Below are 20,395 nucleotides of genomic sequence, written 5' to 3' on the forward strand. Positions count from 1 at the left end.
TATGGGCGGGGTGTGACAAGGATCCGGCCACGTGTTGCCCGTGCAGCTTCACGCCGCCGACAGAGATGACTGGCCTGCTGTCATGAGAGAGGGGCGCACCGGGCGCCCCTCTCTCGTTGCTCATCAGGCCGGCGCCAGCCGCTGATGCAGGCTGCGGTAGTAGTCGTCCGCCAGCAGCGCCTGATGGGGGGCGCAGAGGCGGATCTGCCCCTCTTCCATCAGGGCGATCCGGTCCATCTGCTCCAGTCCCAGCAAACGGTGGGAGATGAGCAGCAGGGTGCGATCCGCCCCCAGCCGGAACAACAGTTCCATGATCTCCCGCTCGGTCTGGCTGTCGAGCCCTTCGGTCGGCTCATCCAGCAGCCAGAGCGGCGCGTCGTGCAGCAGGGCGCGAGCGATGCCGATGCGGCGACGCTCGCCACCGGAGAGCGGCCGGCCGCCATCCCCCAGCCAAGCATCGAGCCCGCTGTCGCTGTGGCCGTTGTCATCTTCCAGCAGGTTGGCGAGGCCGACCTGGGTCAGCACCTGCACCAGCTGCTCGTCACTGGCATGGGGGGCGGCCAGCTTGAGGTTGCCGCGCAGGGTATCGGCAAACAGGTGCACCCGCTGGCTCACCACCGAGAGGGAGGCGCGCAGCGCCCCTTCGCTGTAGTCGGTGAGCGGCTTGCCATCGAGCAGGATCTTGCCAGCCTGCGGGTGCCATTCGCGGGTCAGCAGTCCCATCAGAGTGGACTTGCCACAGCCGGTCTGGCCCAGCAGCGCCAGCTTCTCGCCGGCCTGCAGCTGCAAGGTGCAGCCGCGCAGCACCGGCTGCGGGTTGCCCGGGTAGCTGAAATAGAGGTCGCTTATCTGCAGCGCCCCCTGTTGTGCGTGGCGCTCTTCGTGGCCCCACTCGGGGGCCTTGGCCTCTTGCAGGATCTCGTTGAGGCGGCGGGCCGAGGTGAGGCTGGTGGAGAGGTGCTGGAAGGCACCGGCCAGCGGCATCAGCGCCTCGAAGCTGGCCAGGGTGGCGAACACCATCAGCGCCGTGATGGGATCAGGTGCGGCGCCCGCCACCCCGTGACCGGCCAGCCACAGCATCAGGGTCAGGGTCCAGCCGCTCAGTAGTTGCACCGAGCCGTTGGCCAGCCCGCTCACCCGGGCCATGCGGGCCTGGGCCTGGATCAGCGCCTGCTCGGCCTGCTGCAGCTCGTCGCGCGCCCGGGGGGCGGCGGCAAACATCTGCAGCTCGGCCTGGCCGTCCAGATAGTCCACCAGACGGGTACGCAGGCGCGATTTTTCCGCTATCAGCGCCTGTCCGGGCTTGCGACCGAGGAAATAGAACACCAGCGGCAGGGCAATCATGCCAAACAGCAGGATGGCGCCCAGGGTGAGGGCCAGCTCACTGTCAAAGAAGGAGAGAAAGAGCACCAGACCGGCAGTGCTGAGCAGGGCCGCCCCTATGGGGGTGACCAGCCGCAGGTAGACGTGGTCCATGGCGTCGATGTCTGCCACCAGCCGGTTGAGCAGGTCCGCCTGGCGAAAGCCTGCCAGGGCGCCGGTGGAGAGCGGCGAGAGCTTTTGCCAGAACCAGACCCGCAGCCGGGTCAGCACCCGGAAGGTGGCGTCGTGGCTCACCACTCGCTCACCCCAGCGGCCGGCAGTGCGGATGATGGAGAAGAAGCGCACCCCGCCGGCCGGCGTCATGTAGTTGAAGTGATCGCGGGTGGCCGCCGTCAGCCCCGCCACGGCGGCGGCGGAGAGAAACCAGCCGGAGAGCGACAGCAGTCCCATCCCGGCCGCCAGGGTGACCAGTGCCAGCAGCAGACCGATGGAGAGGCTGAGCCAGTGCTGGCGATAGAGGCGCAGAAACGGCAAGAGATCAGTCATCGAGAGAACCCTCGTTACGTTGGGAGAGCAGGCGGGCGAACGGCCCCTGCGCGGTGCTGAGTTGCTGGAAGTTGCCTTGCTCCACCAGCTTGCCGCGCTCCAGCACCAGGATCTGGTCCATCTTGGTGAGCTGATCGAGGCGGTGGGTAATCATCAGCAGGGTCTGGTTGGCGATGACCTGCTCCAGCGTGGTCATGATGGCTCGCTCGGAGTGGCGATCCAGGCTGGCGGTCGGCTCGTCCAGCACCATCAGCTGGGTGGACTTGAGCAAGGTACGGGCCAGTGCCAGGCGCTGGGCCTGGCCGACCGAGAGGCCGCCGGCCTGATCCCCCACCGCATAGTCGAGTCCCTTCTCCATGGCGAACTCCCATGCCTGGGCCCGTTTCAGGGCCTCTTCCAGTTCGTCGTCACTGGCGGCAGGCTTGGCCAGCAGCAGGTTGTCGCGTAGCGAGGCGTGGAACAGCTGCGGGTTCTGGGAGAGCCAGCCCAGCTGCCTGCGCCACTGGCTCATGTCGAGGCTGGCCAGCTCCTGACCGTTGACCTTGAGCTCGCCGCGATAGGGGGCAAAGCCGAGCAGGGCGTTGACCAGCGAGCTCTTGCCGGCGCCGCTGATGCCGATGAGGGCGGTGCGTGAACCCGCTTCCAGGGTGAAGTCGATGGGGCCGACCAGCACCTTGCCCTCGGCGCTCAGCACCTCCAGGGCGCGGGCTTCCACCCTGATGGGGGAGTCGGCATGGAACGGCGCATTGCCTGAGGCGGGTTCACTCACCTCGGCCTCGAGGAACTCCAGCAGCTGTTCGGCGGCGCCGATGGCCTGCGCCTTGGCGTGGTAGTGGGCGCCGAGCTCGCGCAGCGGGGCGTAGAACTCGGGAGCGAGAAACAGCACGAACAGGCCGGTAAAGAGGGTAACTTTGGTGCCATAGTGGCCGAAGTTCAGGTGATCGATATAGGAGAACCCGAAGTAGACGGCCACCAGCGCCACCGAGAGGGCGGCGAAGAACTCCAGTACGGCGGTGCTGAGGAAGGCCAGGCGCAGCACCTCCATGGTGCGTTCGCGAAAATCTTCCGAGGCATCGCGAATGGCATCCCCTTCCACCTGGGTGCGCATGAAGAGCTGCAGGGTGCGCAGCCCCTTGAGGCGATCGAGGAAGTGGCCGGAGAGACGGGCCAGCGCCTGGAAGTTGCGGCGGTTGGCATCGGCGGCACCGACCCCCACCAGGATCATGAACAGCGGAATGAGGGGCGCCGTGCCCAGCAGAATGAGGCCAGCGGCCCAGTTGACCGGGAATACGGCCACCAGGATCACCACCGGAATGAACACGGCAATCGCCATCTGCGGCAGGTAGCGGGAGAAGAAATCCTGCATGTTTTCAATCTGTTCCAGCAGCAGGCTGGCCCAGCTGCCGGCCGGTCGACGCTGGATGTAGGCCGGTCCCAACCGGCCTAGGCGGGTGAGCACCAGCTCGCGGATGGCCTGGCGCACCGCGCTGCCTGCCTTGAAGCTGGCCACCTCGCGGCCATAGGCCAGCACCGCCTTGCCGAGGGTGACCAGCAGCAGGGTAATGAAGAGGGGAATGGAACCCGCCGGGGTGGCGTCTTCGATGATGAAGCCGTGCAGCAGGGTGGCCAGCAGCCAGGCCTGCGCCACCATCAGGATGCCCTGCCCCAGGCCAAAACCGATGGAGAGGCCGATCCAGCGCCGGCCGTGGCTCGATTGATTGCGCAACCAGCCATAGAGTCGTTTTTGCGTTTTTTTATCCATTACCACCATCCTCGCGTCGAGTGGCGCAAGACTATCCTCGCCCCCCAGGCTTGGCAACCTTGTAAATTCCGGCCGGTGAAAACGATTGATGGAAAAAGCGGCTTGCTGCTCATTAGTTGGTCGAACAGATTGATTTATGGTAAAAAACCGTATCGGGGTGATTGCGCTCGGCGGCAAAATGCATATAGTAGAGGCCCTGACGCGGGTGTAGTTCAATGGTAGAACGGTAGCTTCCCAAGCTGCATACGTGGGTTCGATTCCCATCACCCGCTCCAAATTCCTGATAATGGCCAAGGCCGTTGTCACCTCAGCCGAAACGGCTGTCTGTCGTGGGGTTTCCCCATCACACCAAGCAAGTTTTGATGCCAGGCGGGCATCGTATAATGGCTATTACCTCAGCCTTCCAAGCTGATGATGCGGGTTCGATTCCCGCTGCCCGCTCCAGCCTTGATGCAAAAAGCCCACTCCTGCGAGTGGGCTTTTTGTTGTCTGTTTTTTTGATGCAGGCGAGAGCGCCAGAGCGGCCAAGCTGAAAGGCACAGAAATGGAAAAGGCGCCATCGGCGCCTTTTCAACTCGGGAGGAGGGAGTATTACTCCTGCTCCAGCTCGCCGCAGAAGCGATAGCCTTCGCCGTGGATGGTGGCGATGATCTCGGGGGTGTCGTTGACGCTCTCGAAGTGCTTGCGGATGCGGCGGATGGTGACATCCACGGTTCGGTCGTGGGGCTTGAGCTCACGGCCGGTCATCTTCTTGAGCAGCTCGGCACGGGTCTGGATCTGGCCCGGGTTTTCGCAGAAGTGCAGCATGGCGCGGAACTCGGAGCGCGGCAGCTTGAACATGTCTCCAGCCGGGCTGACCAGGGCGCGGCTGTTGATGTCCAGTGCCCAGCCGTTGAACAGGTAACGCTCCACCAGTTTCTTCTCTTCGCCACCGGCGGCCACGTTCATGGTGCGGCTCAGCAGGTTGCGGGCACGGATGGTCAGCTCGCGGGGGTTGAACGGCTTGGTGATGTAATCGTCGGCGCCGATTTCCAGACCCAGGATCTTGTCCACTTCGTTGTCGCGACCGGTCAGGAACATCAGGGCGATGTTGTCGTCCTCACGCAGCTCACGAGCCAGCAGCAGGCCATTCTTGCCCGGCAGGTTGATGTCCATGATCACCAGGTTGATGGTGTGGGCAGTCAGGGCCTGATGCATCTCGTCGCCATTGTTGGCTTCGAGTACGATATAGCCCTCTGCCTCGAAGATGCTTTTCAGGGTATTGCGAGTGACCAGTTCGTCTTCGACGATCAGAATGTGTGGTGTTTGCATGAGTATTCCCAGATTCTTATCAGTTAATTATCTAAATTTTAACACTCTTTGGCGTTACCCGACCGGTCCTGAAAATTAATTACGTCATCCTGGGTATGAATATCAGGTCGGATTATCGCGAATTTGGCATCAGCGTTGGCAAACATCCCTGTGCCACACATAGGCTCTCAATAAGTCTGATCGAGAGAAGCCTGGAAAGGTAGTCCATTACAAAAGTGGCTGCATTTTATCAGTTAACAGGCGCATAACAACACTCTTTGCCGTCAGATAGCAACTTTTTAACTCTGGTTTGATATAGGTCAAACCCTGAGTTCACAGCATGATACTTGGGGTTGCCCCCATTTTCGCCCCTATAAAATGTAATGGAATGTAACATGTGGTTGACATGAATTTGTGGGAAAACTACAGAAAAATCTGCTTTATTGCACCCTTTTCGGCGCCGAAATGGCTTGCCTACGCCATAGTGACGGCCTGGAATCCGGCCAGTCGCCAGCTGGGAATGCGTCGCAATACCCGCCGTCAGCGGGCCCTGTGGCGGGCCATTGCGGCGGTTCCTCGTTGGCAGGTGATGGGGCCTTGTAGGGGCAGTTCGCTGGATGAAACATGGCAGGAGTCGTCGCTGCTGCTGGCCTGCCCGCGCAGCGAGGCCATCCGGCTGGCAGCCCGTTTTGGCCAGAATGCCATCTATTGGGTGGAACTGGGGGAGCTCTGGCTGCTGCCGGTGTTGCTGGCAGGGGAGCCACACCATCTGGGCAGAATTGAATCCCACTGGATTGTCAGGGGCTCTGCTTGATGAAAGAATGAGCGAATTCATGTCCATGGAAGGAGACTTATGATGCTGGATCTACTGCCCGATCTCTGTGACGAGTATGGCGATGCTCTGCAGGTGGCGGAGCCGCTGTTTCAAAATTTTGGTGGCAAGGTGCTGTTTCACGGCCAGGCGGTCACTCTCTCCTGTTACGAGGACAATAGCCTGGTGCGGGAGCTGGTCAACCGGCCCGGGCAGGGGCGGGTGATGGTGATCGATGGCGGTGGTTCCCTGCGCCGCGCCTTGCTCGGCGATCAGCTGGCGATCAAGGCGGCGGAGCAGGGCTGGGAAGGAATCGTGATCTACGGCGCCGTGCGCGACGTGGGCACGCTGGCGACGCTGGCGCTGGGGGTCAAGGCGCTGGCGCCCTGCCCGGTCAAAACCGAGAAGCGGGGGCTGGGTGAGCTGGATGCGGTGGTGTCGTTTGCTGGGGTGACCATACATCCGGGTGACTACGTCTACGCCGATCTCAACGGCGTGCTGGTGAGCGCCACCCGGCTTATCTGATCTCGCTAGAAGTTGAAGCCGACCCCGACGCTGAGGGATTGTTCGGTGCGAAAGGCGCTGACGCCGTAGTTGGCGGTGATGGCCAGTTGCGGGGTCAGCAGCAGGCTGGTGTTGAGCTCCAGCAGGGTGCTGGGCTTGTTCACCTCCAGCTGTTTGAGCTGGCTGCCGATGTTGAGCATGGGGGAGAGCTGATAGCGCACCCCCGAGCTCAGGTTGTAGCCGGATTGATCGCTGCTGGGGCCGATGGCAGGGCCCGCTTCCATGTAGAGGCTGACGCCATCGTGCAGCGGATATTGATAGCCGGTATTGATGAGCCAGAGATCGAAACTGTCGTTGTGATGAGTCTGACTGCCGAGCAGCACGCCTGAGTAGCTTTTGACGTAGAGCTGGCTGTCGGTATCGTTCTTGAGGAAATCCCAGTCGGCGGCCTGGGCGGTAAGGCTGAGGCATGAGACGAGTGCGATGACGGATGATTTGACCATTCTTTTCCCCTCCCTGGGTCCGGAACAGGAATACAAGCATGGCACATGCCAGCTGTTAGTAAAGGGAACCCCGATCACAATAAAACAGTTTTGATTTGCTCCGCTCTCATGATAAACAGGCCCCCATCATCCTGTTTCTTCCCCTATTTCGCTGATATCGAGAGGTGAATCCATGAACAAGAAACTGACTCTGCTGGCCGCGCTGGCCCTGGGGGGCTGCGCCATGGCCACTGGTTCCAAACTGACGCAACTGCAAGCCTCCACCTGGCAACTGCAAGGGGCGAGCGGTGACACCTTTACCCTGCAAGTCGCCGGTGACAAGGTGGCGGGCAAAGGCGGCTGCAACCGCTATTTCGGCAGCATCACCCAGCAGGGTGACGGCGTACTGGCGCTGGGCCCCATGGGTTCGACCCGCATGATGTGCATGGGCGAGCTGGCCGGCAAGGAGATGCTCTACCTGCAGACGCTGGAGAAAGTGGCGAGCTTCCAGATCAGCGGCCAGCAGCTGGTGCTGAGCGACGCCAACAAGGCGGCACTGCTCACCTTCGACGCCATGCCTGCCGCCAAGTAACTGACGTTTTTGTCAGAGGCTGTCGTAGCGCACGCAGCCGGATGCAGAAAGGGACGCCACGGCGTCCCTTTTGCTATTTGCACTCCCTTTTGCAACGAGGCGTGGATCGATTAGCCGCCGCGCTGGAACTTGAAACGCTTCTTGCGCCGGTAGGGATAGACATCCTCGAACACCCCCTCCTTGATGTTGCTCTGCAGCATCTTCCAGTAGTTGGCGTCGAACATCTCCTTGTGCAATGCCAGCATGATCTCGCGCACCTGCGGCTTTTGCAGCAGGAAGGTGGCGAACTCCTCGGGGAAGATGTCGTTGGGGGCCACCGAATACCAGGGCTCGGCGCTCCACTCGTCCTCGGGGTAGCGCGGTGGCGGGATCTGGCGGAAGTTGCACTCCGTCATGTAGCAGATCTCGTCATAGTCGTAGAACACCACCCGGCCGTGGCGGGTGACCCCGAAGTTCTTGAACAGCATGTCCCCCGGGAAGATGTTGGCCGCCGCCAGCTGCTTGATGGCGTTGCCGTACTCCTCCAGCGCGAGCCGGGTCTGCTGCTCGTCCGCCTTGTCCAGATAGAGGTTGAGCGGGATCATCTTGCGCTCTGTGTAGAGGTGCTTGATCACCAGCTTGTCGGCGGTGATGGTGAGCGCCGAGGGGGCCACCGCCTTGAGCTCGGCCAGCAGCTCCGGCGAGATGCGATCGAGGGGAAACTCGAAGTTGGTGAACTCCTGGGTATCGGCCATCCGCCCCACCCGGTCGTGCTGCTTTACCAGCCGGTACTTCGCCTTCACCTGCTCGTGGCTCACGTCCTTGGGGGGCGTGAACTCGTCCTTTATCACCTTGAACACCACGTCGTAGGAGGGGAGGGTGAACACGCTCATCACCATTCCCTTGATGCCCGGCGCGATGACGAACTGCTCGCGGCTCTGGGCCAGATGGTGCTGATAGTGGCGGTAGAGCTCTGTCTTGCCGTGCTTCTGGCAGCCGATGGCGTTGTAGATCTCGTAGTCCGGCTTGTGGGGCATGATCTGGCGCAAGAAGGCGACGAACAGCGCCGGCACCGGGGCATAGACCATGAAGTAGGCGCGGGCGAAGCCAAACACGATGGAGGCGAGATCCGGCTCGAAGATGACGGTATCCACATAGATGCTCTGGCCGGTGCTGAGCAGGGGCAGGATGAAGGGAAAGACCTGCTCCCTTGCCCGGATCAGCCCCACCAGATAGGCCCCCTTGTTGCGGTAGAAGACCTCTCTCAATAGTTCGATGGCGAAGGGCTCATCGTGCAGAATATGCGGGCCGTTCTCGGCAAGATGGCGATGGATATCGACAATATCCCGCTGTTTGTCCTCATAGGGCAGGGTGAAGCTGTAATCCCCCAAGAGCTGGCTCAGGGTCTGCGGCAGGTGGGCGAGATCGGTGCGATAGATGCGCAGCAATGCGCTCAGGTCGGGCTTGTCACCGCGGCTGACGAAGGGGTGGATGTAGAGGTTCTCGTCGCGGATGTTGCGATGGCGAAAGATGCGGCGGTAGACGGAGTTGAAGAAAGACTCCGCCACCTCGAAGTTCTCGCACTTGGGCAACAGGTCGCTGAAGGCCCCCTTGACCCGCTTGAGCAGCTCCTGGGTGGCGTGGTGCTCTCCCATCATCTGGCGAATGGAGCCAGCCGTCGCCCCCACGTGGTGATCATAGAGGCGGATGCGCTCGCGCCCCGCCAGCTGCACCCCCAGCCAGTCACTGTTTTCAAAACGGCTCTTGCTGCCCTGGGTGATTTCGAGAAACCGACTGTAAAACGACTCGAAGCGTTGCAGAATCGTCTCGGCGACGGCCTGTTCCAATGGCTGCTGCATCTCTCTCTTCCTTGTGATCTGTCGGGCCGATGGCGCCTGGGATTGGCTGCAATTTGTCCACATTCCTGGCCACTATGGCAACATTCAAACGTCTGTTCAAGTGGCAATTTTCGGGTGAAAACGGTAGATTGCGCCCCTGTTTTGCCGACGTTCCGCTGTGGTTTGCACGTTCGGCCCTGCCCAGGAGAAGACCCGATGAAACTCTATTTTGTGCTGGTGGCCCCCGCCCGCCCTGCCAACGTGGGCGCTGCCGCCCGCGCTATGAAAACCATGGGCTTTGATGCCATGCGACTGGTGGCTAGCCGGGTGCACGAAGAGGAAGAGGCGAGCTGGGTGGCCCACGGTGCGCAGGAGATTTTGACCCAGACCGAGGCGTTCGACACCCTGGAGGAGGCGCTGGCCGACATGGATCTGGTGGTGGCCACCACTGCCCGCCAGCGCGGCCGTTATCAGCACTACCTCACTCCGGCCGAGATCCGTGACCAGATCAAGGCCAAGCCTTCCTTGGACAAGGTCGCCATCGTGTTTGGCTGCGAGGAGTCGGGCCTCTCCAACGAGCAACTGGCCCAGGTCGATCTCATCAGCTATCTGCCGCTCAAGGTGAGCTACCCGTCCCTGAACCTGGGCCAGGCGATCATGCTGTACGCCTACGAGCTGAGCCAGTTGCTCGATGAGCCCGAGGTGCTAGCAGAAAATATTGATAACGCCGGACAGGTTCGGGTGCTGAAAAGCAAAACAGCAGAAATTCTTGGTGATCTCGGTGTTTCGCAGGATGAAAAACTGCATCAATGGGTGATGGACCGGGTGCCCATGCTCCCGCAGCGGGATTTGAACATGCTCCATCTGCTCTGCAAAGACCTTGCCCGCAAACTTGGCAAAGAGGTTTAGGTTGACAGCCCTGCGCCCGGCGCGGTATTGCTAAAAGCCAGCTTCGTTCAAGAGTGTTCGTCATGCAGTTATTCACCAGCGTCATCACCACCACCATTATTACCGGTACCACCACAGGTGGCACTGGGGCCGGTTGATGCGCTGACGAACAAGCACAGAAATCAGAAAAAGGCCCGTACCCACCCAGTACGGGCCTTTTTTGTTGGGTTGTTTTCAGACAGTTTTCAGACCGATTAGCGGATTAATTTGCAGGGAATACAGGGAGATAGCGATGAGAGTGTTGAAGTTTGGCGGGTCGTCACTGGCCGATGCAGAGCGTTTTTTACGGGTCGCCGATATCGCGGTGAATACCCACGGCCAATCCCAGGTTGCCCTGGTGCTGTCGGCACCGGCCAAGGTGACCAACCACCTGGTGGCTCTGGTGGAACAGACCAGCCGCGGCATGGATGCCAGCAGCACCCTGTTCGAGATCAACGGCATCTTCTCCCGCCTGCTGGCCGGCTTGAAGGCAGCCTATCCGGCGCTGGATGACAAGGTGCTGCAGGCCCGTCTCACCAGCGAACTGGATCAGGTGGAGCGGCTGATGCAGGGCATCCGCCTGCTGGGGCTCTGCCCGGACAACGTGCAGGCCCGCATCCTGAGCCGGGGCGAGAACCTCTCCATCGCCTTCATGCACGAGCTGCTGCGGGTGCGCGGCCTCGAGCTGGACATCATAGTGCCGGAGCAGCTGCTGGTGACCGACGGCGGCTATCTGGAGGCTCACGTCGACATCGAAGCCTCCCGCCTGCGCTTCGCCGCCAAGGGCCTGCGCTCCGATTGCCTCTACCTGATGCCGGGCTTCACCGGTGGCAGCGACAAGGGCGAAACCGTGCTGCTGGGTCGTAACGGGTCGGATTACAGCGCCGCCGTCTTGGCCGCCTGCGTCGATGCCGAGTGCTGCGAGATCTGGACCGACGTCGAGGGCTGCTACAACTGCGACCCGCGCCTGGTGCCGGACGCTTACTTACTGAAAACCCTCTCCTACAAGGAGGCGATGGAGCTCTCCTACTTCGGTGCCAAGGTACTGCACCCGAAAACCATCGCGCCGGTGGCCCAGTTCCACATTCCCTGCCTCATCAAGAACAGCTTCAACCCGCAGGGGCCGGGCACCCTTATCGGCGTCGAGCAGGGGGATGACGATCTCAAGGTGAAGGCCATCTCGGACCTCTCCGGCATGTGCATGTTCAACGTCTCCGGTCCCGGCATGAAGGGCATGGTGGGCATGGCCGGCCGCATCTTCTCCGCCGTCTCCCGCGCCGGGGTCAGCATCGTCCTCATCACCCAGTCATCCTCCGAGTACAGCGTCAGCTTCTGTATCCACAGCTACGACTGCGACAAGACCCGCAAGGTGCTGGAGCGCGAGTTCGAGCTCGAATTCAAGAACCAGCTGCTGGATCCGCTGGAGATCATGCAGGATCTGGCGATCATCTCCCTCATCGGTGACGGCATGCGCACCTCCAAGGGGATGGCGGCCCGCTTCTTCACCTCGCTGGCACAAGCCTCCATCAACATCGTCGCCATTGCGCAGGGTTCCAGCGAGCGCTCCATCTCGGCGGTGGTGCGGGATCGCAAGGTGGCCGAAGCCATCAAGGCCTGCCACCAGAACTTCTTCGGCAGCCAACAGTTCATCGATCTCTTCGTGGTCGGCGTTGGCGGTGTCGGCGCGGCCCTGGTGGATCAGATTGCCCGCCAGCAGCCGGTATTGGCCGAGCAGGGCACTGGCCTGCGGGTAGTGGGCATCGCCAACAGCCGCCAGATGGCGGTCAACAAGGATGGGCTGAACCTCGCCAACTGGCGTGAACAGCTGGTGGAGGCCCGTGACAGCTTCAGCCTGGAAGCGGTGAAGAAGCTGGTGGAAGAGAGTCACCTCATCAACCCGGTGATCGTCGATTGCACCTCCAGCGAGGCCATCGCCGTCCAGTACGCCGACTTCCTCGCCGCCGGTTTCCACGTGGTGACCCCGAACAAGAAGGCCAACACAGGGTCGTTCGATTACTACAAGGCGCTGCGTCGCACTGCTCGTCAGACCCGTCGCAAGTTCCTGTACGAGACCAACGTGGGCGCCGGCCTGCCGGTCATCGAGAACCTGCAGAACCTGATCAAGGCCGGCGACAAGCTGCGCGCCTTCGACGGTGTGCTCTCCGGTTCGCTCTCCTTTATCTTCGGCAAGCTGGACGAGGGGATGGCCTTCTCCGATGCCACCAAGATTGCCCGTGGCAACGGCTTTACCGAGCCGGATCCCCGTGACGATCTCAACGGCATGGACGTGGCCCGCAAGCTGCTGATCCTGGCTCGCGAGGCCGGCATGGCGCTGGAGCTCTCCGATGTCGAGGTGGAGCAGGCGCTGCCGCCGGGTTTTGATGTCAGCGGCGACGTGGAAGCCTTTATGGCCCGCCTGCCGGAGGCTGACGGCTGGTTCCGCGACCAGTTCGCGGCTGCCCAGCGTGACGGCAAGGTGCTGCGCTACGTGGGTTCCATCGAGGGTGGCAAGTGCAAGGTCGCCATCAAGGCGGTCGGCGCCGACGAGCCGCTGTTCAAGGTCAAAGACGGGGAGAACGCGCTCGCCTTCTTCTCTACCTACTACCAGCCGATCCCGCTGGTGCTGCGCGGCTATGGCGCCGGTACCGAAGTGACCGCCGCGGGCGTCTTTGCCGACGTGCTGCGCACCCAGAACTGGAAGCAGGAGTTGTAAGCATGAGTTCAGACATGTACCAGAACGGCAGCGTGGTGGCCTATGCCCCCGCCTCCAGCGCCAACCTGAGCGTGGGATTCGATGTACTGGGGGCGGCGCTCGCCCCCGTGGATGGCTCTCTGCTCGGGGATCGCGTCCAGGTCAAGGCAGCCGATGTACCGTTTGCCCTCTCCTCCGTGGGCCGCTACGCCCACAAGTTGCCGGCTGACCCGAAAAAGAACATCCTCCATGACTGCTGGCTCGCCTATGGCGAGGCGCTGGAGAAGCGAGGCCTTGGTCTCAAGCCGCTCGAAATGGTGCTGGAGAAGAACCTGCCGGTGGGCTCAGGTCTGGGTTCCAGCGCCTGCAGCGTGGTGGCGGCGCTGGAAGGCCTCAACGGCTTTCACGGCGCCCCCCTCAATGAACACGACCTGCTGCTGCTGATGGGGGAGATGGAAGGGAAGATCTCCGGCTCCGTCCACTACGACAACGTCGCCCCCTGCTATCTGGGCGGCATGCAGCTGGTGCTGGAAGAGCACGGCGTCATCAGCCAGGGCATTCCGGTGTTTGACGAGTGGTACTGGGTGGTCTGCTACCCGGGCACAGTGGTTTCCACCGCCGCCGCCCGCGCCATTCTGCCGGCCCAGTATCGCCGCCAGGATTGCCTCACCTATGGCCGTCGGCTGGCCGCCTTCGTGCACGCAAGCTACACCGGGCAGGAGGGGTTGGCGGCGAGCGTACTCAAAGACGTGATTGCCGAGCCCTACCGCGCGGCGCTCATTGAAGGTTTTGCCGAGGTGCGGGCCCAGGCCGCCCAGAACGGGGCGCTGGCCACCGGCATCTCGGGCTCCGGCCCCAGCGTGTTCGTGGTGATGAAGGATCTGGCCCAGGCCGAGCGGATGAAAGATTGGATGGACGCACATTTCGTGCAGAACGAAGATGGATTTGCCCGGGTTTGCAAACTCGACATGGCCGGGGCACGGGTAACAGGAAGCGAGCTATGAATCTTTACAATATCAAGGACAAGAGTGAACAGGTGAGCTTCGCCCAAGCGGTGCGTCAGGGTCTGGGCCGCGAACAGGGGCTCTTCTTTCCAGAAACCCTCGAACCGCTGGCCGACGTCGATGCCCTGCTGGATCTGCCGCTGGTGGAGCGCTCCGCCCGCATCCTCAGCCACCTGCTGGGGGACGAAGTGGCCGCGCCTCAGGTACACGAGTTGGTCAAGGCCGCCTTCACCTTCCCGGCGCCGCTGGTGAAACTCAAAGACGGCACTTATGCCCTCGAGCTATTCCATGGCCCGACCCTGGCGTTCAAGGACTTCGGCGGCCGCTTTATGGCCCAGTGTTTGGCTGCGTTCAGAACCAACGACAAGATCACCATCCTCACCGCCACTTCCGGTGACACCGGCGCCGCCGTGGCCCACGCCTTCTACGGGCTGGAGGGGATCGAGGTGGTGATCCTCTACCCCAAGGGCAAGATCAGCCCGCTGCAGGAGGCGCTGTTCTGCACCTTGGGGGGCAACATCCGCACCATCGCCATCGACGGCGACTTCGATGCCTGTCAGGCGCTGGTGAAGCAATCCTTCGATGACGAAGAGCTGAAAAAGGCGATTGGTCTGAACTCCGCCAACTCCATCAACATCAGCCGCTTGCTGGCTCAGGTTTGCTACTACTTCGAGGCGCTGGCCCAGCTGCCGAAAGCCCAACGCGCCAAGGCGGTCATCAGCGTGCCGTCCGGTAACTTTGGCAACCTCACCGCAGGCCTGATTGCCAAGGCGCTGGGGCTGCCGGTGAAGCGCTTTATCGCCGCCACCAACGCCAACGATACCGTGCCGCGCTACCTGAAAACCGGCCAGTGGGATCCGCACCAGACGGTCGCGACCCTGTCGAACGCCATGGACGTGAGCCGCCCCAACAACTGGCCTAGGGTGGAAGAGCTGTGCCGTCGCAAAGGCTGGGCGCTGGAGACCCTGGGGTCTGGCATGCGCAGTGATGCCGAAACCCGCGCGGCCCTCAAACGCCTGCACCAGCTGGATTACCTGTGCGAGCCCCATGGCGCCATTGCCTGGGATCTGCTGGGGGAACAGCTGGCCGAGGACGAAGTGGGGGTGTTCCTGTGCACCGCCCATCCGGCCAAGTTCAAGGAGTCGGTGGACGAGATCCTGGGGCTGGACGTGCCGCTGCCCGGCCCGCTCGCCAAGCACGCCGTGCTGCCGCTCTTGTCCCACAATCTGCCGGCGGAGTTTGCCCCGCTAAGGGCCTTCCTGCTCGGTTAAGTTGATTGCCAATCCCCCGACCTCGGGGGATTTTTCTATCCGTTGTTTTCTATCCGTGACAGGGCGGGCAAGCCGCCCCCTATAAGGAGTGAAGATGAATCAGCATCCCCTTCGAACTCTTATCGAGACCTGCGATGCGGCCATCTCCCGGCGCGACTTCGACGCCCTGATGGCCTTCTACGCCGAGGACGCCACCCTGGTGGTCAAGCCCGGCATGGTGGTGTGCGGCATTCCAGCTATCCGCCGCGCCTTCGCGGCCATCTCGGATTACTTTGACGGCCGCCTTGAGGTGACTCAGGGCGCCATGGAGGTGATCGAGGGGGCCGACAATGCGCTGGTGATCATGGAGACCCGGCTCAATTACCCTGATGGCCAGGGGGGCCTGACTGAGGAAACCCGCCGCGCCACCTATGTGTTTCGCAAAGAAACCGATGGGCAGTGGCGCTGCACCATAGACAACTCCTACGGCACAGCGCTGCTGGCCGCGGTGGATCCCGCGCCTTCTGCCTGAACGCTCTCTGGGGCTATCCCAGAGTGGGGGCTGCTACAAGCCCCCGAATGGCAGGCAATCAACAAGCTGCTGATATAGAAACAGTTGTTAGAGGTTGCTGTGGTGCGGCGCCGGTTTGTTGCAGGTTTTCTCCGCCATAGTGGCGGCGCGCAGAAGAATAAAAATCGTGGGAAAAAGCCGCCGATGGGGAGTCCCTTGACCAGTCGTTCGGTGGCTGTTAATCAGGGTGCTGCATGAAGCCATCATGGACGAACAAGGCCGGGACCCTGCTCAGGGTTGGTGGCCGATGGCCGGATAATAACGGATCAGGGAGCAAACCATCATGTGGCCGTACCGAAGAGTCGTAACGCAATCTCTTAAAACCCCTCTGGTGATCGCCAGGGTGCTGGTTTATATCGCACTGTTAATCTTGTTGCCGCTGCCCTTGAGCATCTTCTCGGATTCTCTGGTCGGTGGCGCAATTGTTGTTCCTTACGCCGTCTCTGTGCTGCCTGTCAGTATCGGGCTGATCATCATCTCCGGCTTTATGGCCATCCTGATCGCCAGGGTGGAGGCGCTTAAGAACCGCTGATGGTCAACGCCCACCCCTGCCCGCTGGCGCAGATAGTGACTCGCCAACCAGGATAAACAGAAAACAAAAATCCCCCGAGCGCGGGGGATTTTTATTGTGCGAACAGGCCGCGCGGGGTCAGAACTGGGAGGCGGGAAACATGCTGGTCACCGGTTTGCTGTACCTGTATCTGGATTTTCTGACGCTCTGGCAGAGGTGAGCGGCGACAGGGCTACTCGACGGCCGTTTTTTCACAGCTGGGGTTGCCCATATCGTCGTGAACACTGCAATCCCAGTTGTGCACCCCATCGCTGAGCTGGTCGTATTCCACCTTGGCTGCAGCCAGGTTGACCCCTTCCAGCTCAGTCGGCTGGACGTTCACATACCACACGCGTGTGCCGTCGGTGACGAAGTTCTCCCGCAGCGGTTTGATAAGGGCGCTGTCGACCCCTTTTGGCAGGGGGGCGATCCGCTGGTTGCCGCTATAGAAGCCGTCCTTGGTCACGGCCGAAGAGAAGTTCAGGCAGTGGAAGCTGGTAGCATCCACCTCTTGTTGGGGTTCACCCTCGAAATAGAGGGTGCCATCAATCTTGGCCCACCCTTGGCAGGTATCGTACAACGCCACTTTTCCTTTGTGAGGGATGACCTTGGTCTGGTCGGCCACATAGTAGTAGTGGCGCTGGTCAGCAGCCTGACCATGGGCCGTCTTCAGGTGTTTGGGGTCCGCTCCCTCGAGCAGTTCGCCGGTGACGAGAAAGACATGGCGATCGTCGCTGGCAAAAGGGTGGTCAAGCAAGGCGAAGGCGGCGGTATTCACCGGCACCTTGATCTGCTCGCAATAGGCATAGGCCTGCTGCCCGCTCAGCAGGAAACTGCCAAGCGCCTTGGCGCTGTTGACATCAAAGCTGTCGGGCAGCGGCTGGGCATTGCAGAAATAGCGCCCCTGCGAGAGGGCCAGGGCGAAATTATCGTTGCGGTATATGACGTCAAAGTCCGTCGGCACAGCTCCGGCCAGCGGAGTTCCCGCTTGATTGCCATAGGGTTTGAAGATGACCTTGCCTGCATCGAGCTGATAAGGTGCAGCAATCTCAGCATGGCTTGCCAGCGGCAGACAGCACGCCAACAGGGCGCAGTAGCGAACATTCATAAGGGCTCACTGTTCATTGATAAGGTGGGTGATGATGCGAAATGGCAGCCTGGGTCTTGAGAGCACCGCAAGCCCCAAAACGGTGCCGTTTGGCATCATACGTAGGTGGGTTTCCATATGGCAACCATTAAGCGCCATTCGGGCAGTGGCATGAGGGGGGATAGGTGGTTCAGCTGGATGCCTTAGTTGTCTCTTCTGCTGGCAGTAGCACGTTGTGGGGGAGACAACATAAAAAGAGCCCGGCGGGGCTCTTTTTATGGATCGATAGCGGGCTGCTTAATTGGCTTTGCCAATCACCTGAGGGCTCGCTTCGCAGAAGTCGTAACCGTCGCAGTACTGCACCTGATAGACATACTCCTTGCCGGGGATCAGAGGATTCTGGTCGCCATTGATGTCGATATAGCGGTCGTCGTTGATGCCAAGTTTGGCCAGTTCGACAAACTTCTGATCTTGCGGCTTGTCGAGTTTCTCGGCGCGGGAGATGCGGGTGTATTTAAGCTGACGGGTCGTGATGGCGCTGTTGTCGGCATTGTTCCAGGCGAGCTGGACTTCGCTGACCAGATCATTGCTGGCCTTGATCCCGGCAGGCTGATTGAATCTTGGGTACTGCACCTTGATGGTGGAGTTGGCGATGCGCAGTCTAAGGCTGGTCAATGAGTCGAAGGAGGCAATGTTGTTGCCGCACAGCGAGAGATATTTCGGCATCGCCTTGTCATATTTCGGCTGATCCTGCCCGTCGTAGAAATGCATCGAGAGCTGGGTATCGCCGCTGGAGTAAGAGGTCGCCCGCTCGATGTTCTTGCGCTGGGACAACATGAAGTTGTCGGGTGAGCTGCTGGCCCCGACGGAGAGGGTCATAAAGGTATAAGAGTCGCTGGTGGAGGGCTGATAGAGATTATTGGTGCCCCGCAGGGAGTAGCTGCGATATTTCGGGTCCGAATACATGTAGGAGTAGAGATCCATGGTGCCGGCAGAGGCACCTCCCTCCGCATTGACGCCGGTGTCATTGAAGTTGTGCCCGAACAGCAGGGTGGCGCCTTGCGGGGTATTGAGGCGATACATCTGGCAGCCATCGATGATCTGCTGGTATGTCAGTGTGGCGAAGTGGTGGGCAACAGTCTGCTCGGCCATGGCGGGTGCAGTCAGCATGGTCAGAGCGGCGAAGAAAACGCGTTTCATATAATCGAATCCCGAATGAAAAAAGAGCGCACATTCTAGATCATGTCATCGATCAATCATGCTCCATATGGGTATTGAACTATCTCTCTAGAGGTGGTTTTCGTACGAGCCTTTATAGCGACCGGTATTGGCCGACAACAGGATCTGATCCAGATGATGTGTGTTGACCTGCCCGCATACGTCGGGTTAGCCTCTTGGCTCCTTTGATATATGAGTACTTCCTCCAATGCGCATTTAACCTGTCCGCACCCCGCTTTTGATTCCTCTCCCGCCAGGGAGATCGGGTGTGTCTTACCGTGACAGGTTGATGCTGATTCCTCTGCTGTTTTCCCATTTGTGGACACGTGTCCCTGTCATTTGGCTTGGCTCTTGGCCTGCGGCTCTCGCATTGGCCCACAGGAGTTCAGATGACCCATATCGCATGTCATATCAACGCCTTGCAGCTGCCCTTCGGCGCTTGCACTGTGCCCCTTACCTTCACTCTGCCCGCTGCGGGCTGCACCCTGATCGGCCGCAACGGCATCGGCAAGAGCCTGCTGCTGGAACTGCTGGCGGGCCAGCGCCGCGCGGCTTCTGGCAAGATTGAGTGGTTGACCCCCATCAGCTGGTTGTCCCAGTTTGTACCCGCGCAGGCTCATGACGACGCAGCCAGCGTGGCCGACGTTATCGGCTGGGGCGAGCCGCTGCGGGCCCTTGAGCGCATCGAGCAGGGGATCTGCGCCCTGGACGATTTCGAGCGGCTGGCTGATCGCTGGAACCTGCGCAGCGATCTTGCCGACCTGCTGGCAGAGGCTGGCCTCAGACTCGATGCCCATACCCCGGTCAGCACCCTGAGCGGTGGCCAGATCACCCGTTTGCGCCTGCTGGCGCTGTTTGCGAGATCTGCTCACTTTCTGCTGCTCGATGAGCCGGACAACCACCTGGATGCCAGTGGCATCGCGTGGCTGAGCCAGCGACTGGCCAGCCACAGTGGTGGCTATCTGCTGGTAAGTCACGACCGGCGCCTGCTCAATCAAGGGAGCCAGATACTGGAGCTGAGCGAGCAGGGGCTGCAGAGTGCCAGCCTCTCGTTTGAGGCATTTTTGGCGCAGCAGGCGGAGCTGCAGGCTGCCCGCAGCGCCCGGCTGGCGCAGGCGGATCGCCGTGAAAAAGCGGCGGCGCGCAGCGTGCAGAAGGTGCGTGAGCAGGCGGCCAGACGGGCCAGTCAGGGGAGGCGCGAGCGCGGCTCCCAGGCCAAGATCCTGCTCGATTTCAAAGCGGAACAGGCGGGCAAATCCCTTGGCAAGGTGCTGGATCGCCACGAGCGGGGCCATAGTGCGCAGGTGGAGGCGCGCGCCGAGGCGGCGGCCGCGCTGGCGGCGGTGCAGCCGCTTGTCATGCAGTGGCCAGCGGAAAGCGATCGCAAAGGGGCGGCCCAGCCGCTGGTGATCACGGCGGTGCGCCACACACGCTGGCATGGTCAGCAGGTAGATCTGGTGCTGCAGCGGGGGGCTCGCTGTCTCTTGGCCGGTCGCAACGGCAGCGGCAAGTCGAGCCTGCTGCAGATGCTGCGCGGTGAGCTGGCGCCTGAGGCGGGCAGCTTTCGCATCAATGGCCGGATGGCGTGTCTTGATCAGGGGCTCAGCCTGATTGCGCTAGACCTTAGTCCATTGGCCAACCTGCTGGCGGTTGCACCGACGCTTTCCGAGAGCGAGGCGAGAACCCGGTTGGCGGGCATCGCCCTGCGCGGCGATCGCGCCCTGGCGCCCTGTCATGGGTTGAGCGGTGGCGAGCGGCTAAAGCTGGGTTTGCTGATGGTGCTGGCGCAACTGCCCGACCTGTTGCTGCTGGACGAGCCGGACAACCATCTGGATCACCCCTCGCGCCAGCTGCTCACTCAGGTGCTGGCCGACTATCCGGGCACTCTGCTGCTGGTCTCCCACGATCCCGCCTTTGTAGCCGGGGTGGGGGTTGAAAGGGAGTATTGGTTGGAGGGATAAGGGGTTAA

Annotated in this window: 17 protein-coding genes, 2 tRNA genes and 1 other annotated feature; of the genes, 12 read left to right on the top strand and 7 right to left on the bottom strand. The window is 61.3% G+C overall.

The features are described from left to right. Window positions 1–123 precede the first annotated feature (123 nt). Both cydC and cydD read right to left on the bottom strand, forming a co-directional pair. The gene (gene cydC / locus AB5Y98_RS02890; protein ID WP_213343828.1) at window positions 124–1,869 is read right to left on the bottom strand and encodes a cysteine/glutathione ABC transporter ATP-binding protein/permease CydC; all 1,746 of its coding nucleotides are present in this window, start codon (window positions 1,867–1,869) and stop codon (window positions 124–126) included. Further along, window positions 1,862–3,631, bottom strand: coding sequence for a cysteine/glutathione ABC transporter permease/ATP-binding protein CydD (gene cydD, locus AB5Y98_RS02895; protein ID WP_368231288.1), 1,770 nt, complete (start codon window positions 3,629–3,631; stop codon window positions 1,862–1,864). The genes cydC and cydD overlap by 8 nt, the downstream gene beginning before the upstream one ends. Window positions 3,632–3,832: 201 nt before the next feature. On the opposite strand from cydD, the gene AB5Y98_RS02900 reads away from it, so the two are divergent. Beyond that, window positions 3,833–3,906: transfer RNA gene (locus AB5Y98_RS02900), tRNA-Gly, on the top strand. Between the two features lie 94 nt (window positions 3,907–4,000). Beyond that, window positions 4,001–4,075 (top strand) — tRNA-Gly (locus AB5Y98_RS02905). Between the two features lie 147 nt (window positions 4,076–4,222). Here AB5Y98_RS02905 and arcA read toward each other — a convergent pair. Continuing rightward, on the bottom strand, window positions 4,223–4,942 hold the full coding sequence (arcA, locus tag AB5Y98_RS02910; RefSeq protein WP_010633329.1) for a two-component system response regulator ArcA: 720 nt from the start codon (window positions 4,940–4,942) through the stop codon (window positions 4,223–4,225). 376 nt (window positions 4,943–5,318) lie between these two features. Here arcA and AB5Y98_RS02915 point away from each other — a divergent pair, with 376 nt between their 5' ends. Both AB5Y98_RS02915 and AB5Y98_RS02920 read left to right on the top strand, forming a co-directional pair. After that, window positions 5,319–5,735, top strand: a complete 417-nt coding sequence (locus tag AB5Y98_RS02915) for a DUF3293 domain-containing protein (protein ID WP_368231289.1) — start codon at window positions 5,319–5,321, stop codon at window positions 5,733–5,735. 42 nt (window positions 5,736–5,777) lie between these two features. Continuing rightward, entirely contained in the window at window positions 5,778–6,257 is a 480-nt protein-coding gene (locus AB5Y98_RS02920; protein WP_042052180.1) for a putative 4-hydroxy-4-methyl-2-oxoglutarate aldolase, read from the top strand. Window positions 6,258–6,262: 5 nt separating this feature from the next. Here AB5Y98_RS02920 and AB5Y98_RS02925 read toward each other — a convergent pair whose 3' ends face one another. Beyond that, the gene (locus tag AB5Y98_RS02925; protein WP_368231290.1) at window positions 6,263–6,739 is read right to left on the bottom strand and encodes a hypothetical protein; all 477 of its coding nucleotides are present in this window, start codon (window positions 6,737–6,739) and stop codon (window positions 6,263–6,265) included. A gap of 172 nt (window positions 6,740–6,911) precedes the next feature. On the opposite strand from AB5Y98_RS02925, the gene AB5Y98_RS02930 reads away from it, so the two are divergent. Further along, a complete protein-coding gene (locus AB5Y98_RS02930) occupies window positions 6,912–7,310 on the top strand; it encodes an META domain-containing protein (RefSeq protein ID WP_010633332.1) in 399 nt (132 codons plus the stop codon). Window positions 7,311–7,420: 110 nt separating this feature from the next. Here the strand turns inward: AB5Y98_RS02930 and aceK are convergent, their stop codons facing one another. Further along, window positions 7,421–9,148 carry a bifunctional isocitrate dehydrogenase kinase/phosphatase gene (gene aceK, locus AB5Y98_RS02935; protein ID WP_042009064.1) on the bottom strand — a complete coding sequence of 576 codons (1,728 nt, stop codon included), beginning with the start codon at window positions 9,146–9,148 and terminating at the stop codon, window positions 7,421–7,423. Window positions 9,149–9,343: 195 nt separating this feature from the next. On the opposite strand from aceK, the gene AB5Y98_RS02940 reads away from it, so the two are divergent. The 6 genes from AB5Y98_RS02940 (at window position 9,344) to AB5Y98_RS02965 (ending at window position 16,103) form a co-directional block, all read left to right on the top strand. Continuing rightward, window positions 9,344–10,036, top strand: coding sequence for a tRNA/rRNA methyltransferase (locus AB5Y98_RS02940; RefSeq protein ID WP_368231291.1), 693 nt, complete (start codon window positions 9,344–9,346; stop codon window positions 10,034–10,036). A gap of 72 nt (window positions 10,037–10,108) precedes the next feature. Then, window positions 10,109–10,239 (top strand) — a sequence feature (Thr leader region). A gap of 68 nt (window positions 10,240–10,307) precedes the next feature. Further along, window positions 10,308–12,767: a bifunctional aspartate kinase/homoserine dehydrogenase I gene (thrA, locus tag AB5Y98_RS02945; RefSeq protein WP_368231292.1), complete on the top strand. Its 2,460-nt coding sequence runs from the start codon at window positions 10,308–10,310 to the stop codon at window positions 12,765–12,767. A gap of 2 nt (window positions 12,768–12,769) precedes the next feature. After that, entirely contained in the window at window positions 12,770–13,750 is a 981-nt protein-coding gene (gene thrB, locus AB5Y98_RS02950) for a homoserine kinase (RefSeq protein ID WP_368231293.1), read from the top strand. After that, a complete protein-coding gene (gene thrC, locus AB5Y98_RS02955) occupies window positions 13,747–15,021 on the top strand; it encodes a threonine synthase (RefSeq protein ID WP_368231294.1) in 1,275 nt (424 codons plus the stop codon). The genes thrB and thrC overlap by 4 nt, the downstream gene beginning before the upstream one ends. A gap of 94 nt (window positions 15,022–15,115) precedes the next feature. Beyond that, window positions 15,116–15,532 carry an SgcJ/EcaC family oxidoreductase gene (locus AB5Y98_RS02960; RefSeq protein WP_368231295.1) on the top strand — a complete coding sequence of 139 codons (417 nt, stop codon included), beginning with the start codon at window positions 15,116–15,118 and terminating at the stop codon, window positions 15,530–15,532. Window positions 15,533–15,854: 322 nt separating this feature from the next. Beyond that, window positions 15,855–16,103 (top strand): hypothetical protein, encoded by a 249-nt coding sequence (locus AB5Y98_RS02965; protein WP_017780920.1) that lies wholly within the window; start codon window positions 15,855–15,857, stop codon window positions 16,101–16,103. Window positions 16,104–16,314: 211 nt separating this feature from the next. On the opposite strand, the gene AB5Y98_RS02970 is transcribed toward AB5Y98_RS02965, so the two are convergent. Together AB5Y98_RS02970 and AB5Y98_RS02975 are read right to left on the bottom strand one after the other, a co-directional pair. Next, entirely contained in the window at window positions 16,315–17,229 is a 915-nt protein-coding gene (locus AB5Y98_RS02970; protein ID WP_368231296.1) for a hypothetical protein, read from the bottom strand. Window positions 17,230–17,505: 276 nt separating this feature from the next. Then, complete coding sequence (locus tag AB5Y98_RS02975; RefSeq protein ID WP_368231297.1) at window positions 17,506–18,408, bottom strand: hypothetical protein; 903 nt, start codon at window positions 18,406–18,408, stop codon at window positions 17,506–17,508. Window positions 18,409–18,815: 407 nt separating this feature from the next. Here AB5Y98_RS02975 and AB5Y98_RS02980 point away from each other — a divergent pair, with 407 nt between their 5' ends. Beyond that, window positions 18,816–20,387: an ATP-binding cassette domain-containing protein gene (locus tag AB5Y98_RS02980; protein WP_368231298.1), complete on the top strand. Its 1,572-nt coding sequence runs from the start codon at window positions 18,816–18,818 to the stop codon at window positions 20,385–20,387. Window positions 20,388–20,395: the final 8 nt, after the last annotated feature.

The organism is Aeromonas sp. s3, assembly GCF_040907805.1.
Taxonomy (GTDB): Bacteria; Pseudomonadota; Gammaproteobacteria; order Enterobacterales; family Aeromonadaceae; genus Aeromonas; species Aeromonas dhakensis.

Coding starts and splice junctions, on each gene's coding strand:
- cydC (WP_213343828.1), bottom strand. CDS start 1,869: ATGACTGATCTCTTGCCGTTTCTGCGCCTCTATCGCCAGCACTGGCTC.
- cydD (WP_368231288.1), bottom strand. CDS start 3,631: ATGGATAAAAAAACGCAAAAACGACTCTATGGCTGGTTGCGCAATCAA.
- arcA (WP_010633329.1), bottom strand. CDS start 4,942: ATGCAAACACCACACATTCTGATCGTCGAAGACGAACTGGTCACTCGC.
- AB5Y98_RS02920 (WP_042052180.1), top strand. CDS start 5,778: ATGCTGGATCTACTGCCCGATCTCTGTGACGAGTATGGCGATGCTCTG.
- AB5Y98_RS02925 (WP_368231290.1), bottom strand. CDS start 6,739: ATGGTCAAATCATCCGTCATCGCACTCGTCTCATGCCTCAGCCTTACC.
- AB5Y98_RS02930 (WP_010633332.1), top strand. CDS start 6,912: ATGAACAAGAAACTGACTCTGCTGGCCGCGCTGGCCCTGGGGGGCTGC.
- aceK (WP_042009064.1), bottom strand. CDS start 9,148: ATGCAGCAGCCATTGGAACAGGCCGTCGCCGAGACGATTCTGCAACGC.
- AB5Y98_RS02940 (WP_368231291.1), top strand. CDS start 9,344: ATGAAACTCTATTTTGTGCTGGTGGCCCCCGCCCGCCCTGCCAACGTG.
- thrA (WP_368231292.1), top strand. CDS start 10,308: ATGAGAGTGTTGAAGTTTGGCGGGTCGTCACTGGCCGATGCAGAGCGT.
- thrB (WP_368231293.1), top strand. CDS start 12,770: ATGAGTTCAGACATGTACCAGAACGGCAGCGTGGTGGCCTATGCCCCC.
- thrC (WP_368231294.1), top strand. CDS start 13,747: ATGAATCTTTACAATATCAAGGACAAGAGTGAACAGGTGAGCTTCGCC.
- AB5Y98_RS02960 (WP_368231295.1), top strand. CDS start 15,116: ATGAATCAGCATCCCCTTCGAACTCTTATCGAGACCTGCGATGCGGCC.
- AB5Y98_RS02965 (WP_017780920.1), top strand. CDS start 15,855: ATGTGGCCGTACCGAAGAGTCGTAACGCAATCTCTTAAAACCCCTCTG.
- AB5Y98_RS02970 (WP_368231296.1), bottom strand. CDS start 17,229: ATGAATGTTCGCTACTGCGCCCTGTTGGCGTGCTGTCTGCCGCTGGCA.
- AB5Y98_RS02975 (WP_368231297.1), bottom strand. CDS start 18,408: ATGAAACGCGTTTTCTTCGCCGCTCTGACCATGCTGACTGCACCCGCC.
- AB5Y98_RS02980 (WP_368231298.1), top strand. CDS start 18,816: ATGACCCATATCGCATGTCATATCAACGCCTTGCAGCTGCCCTTCGGC.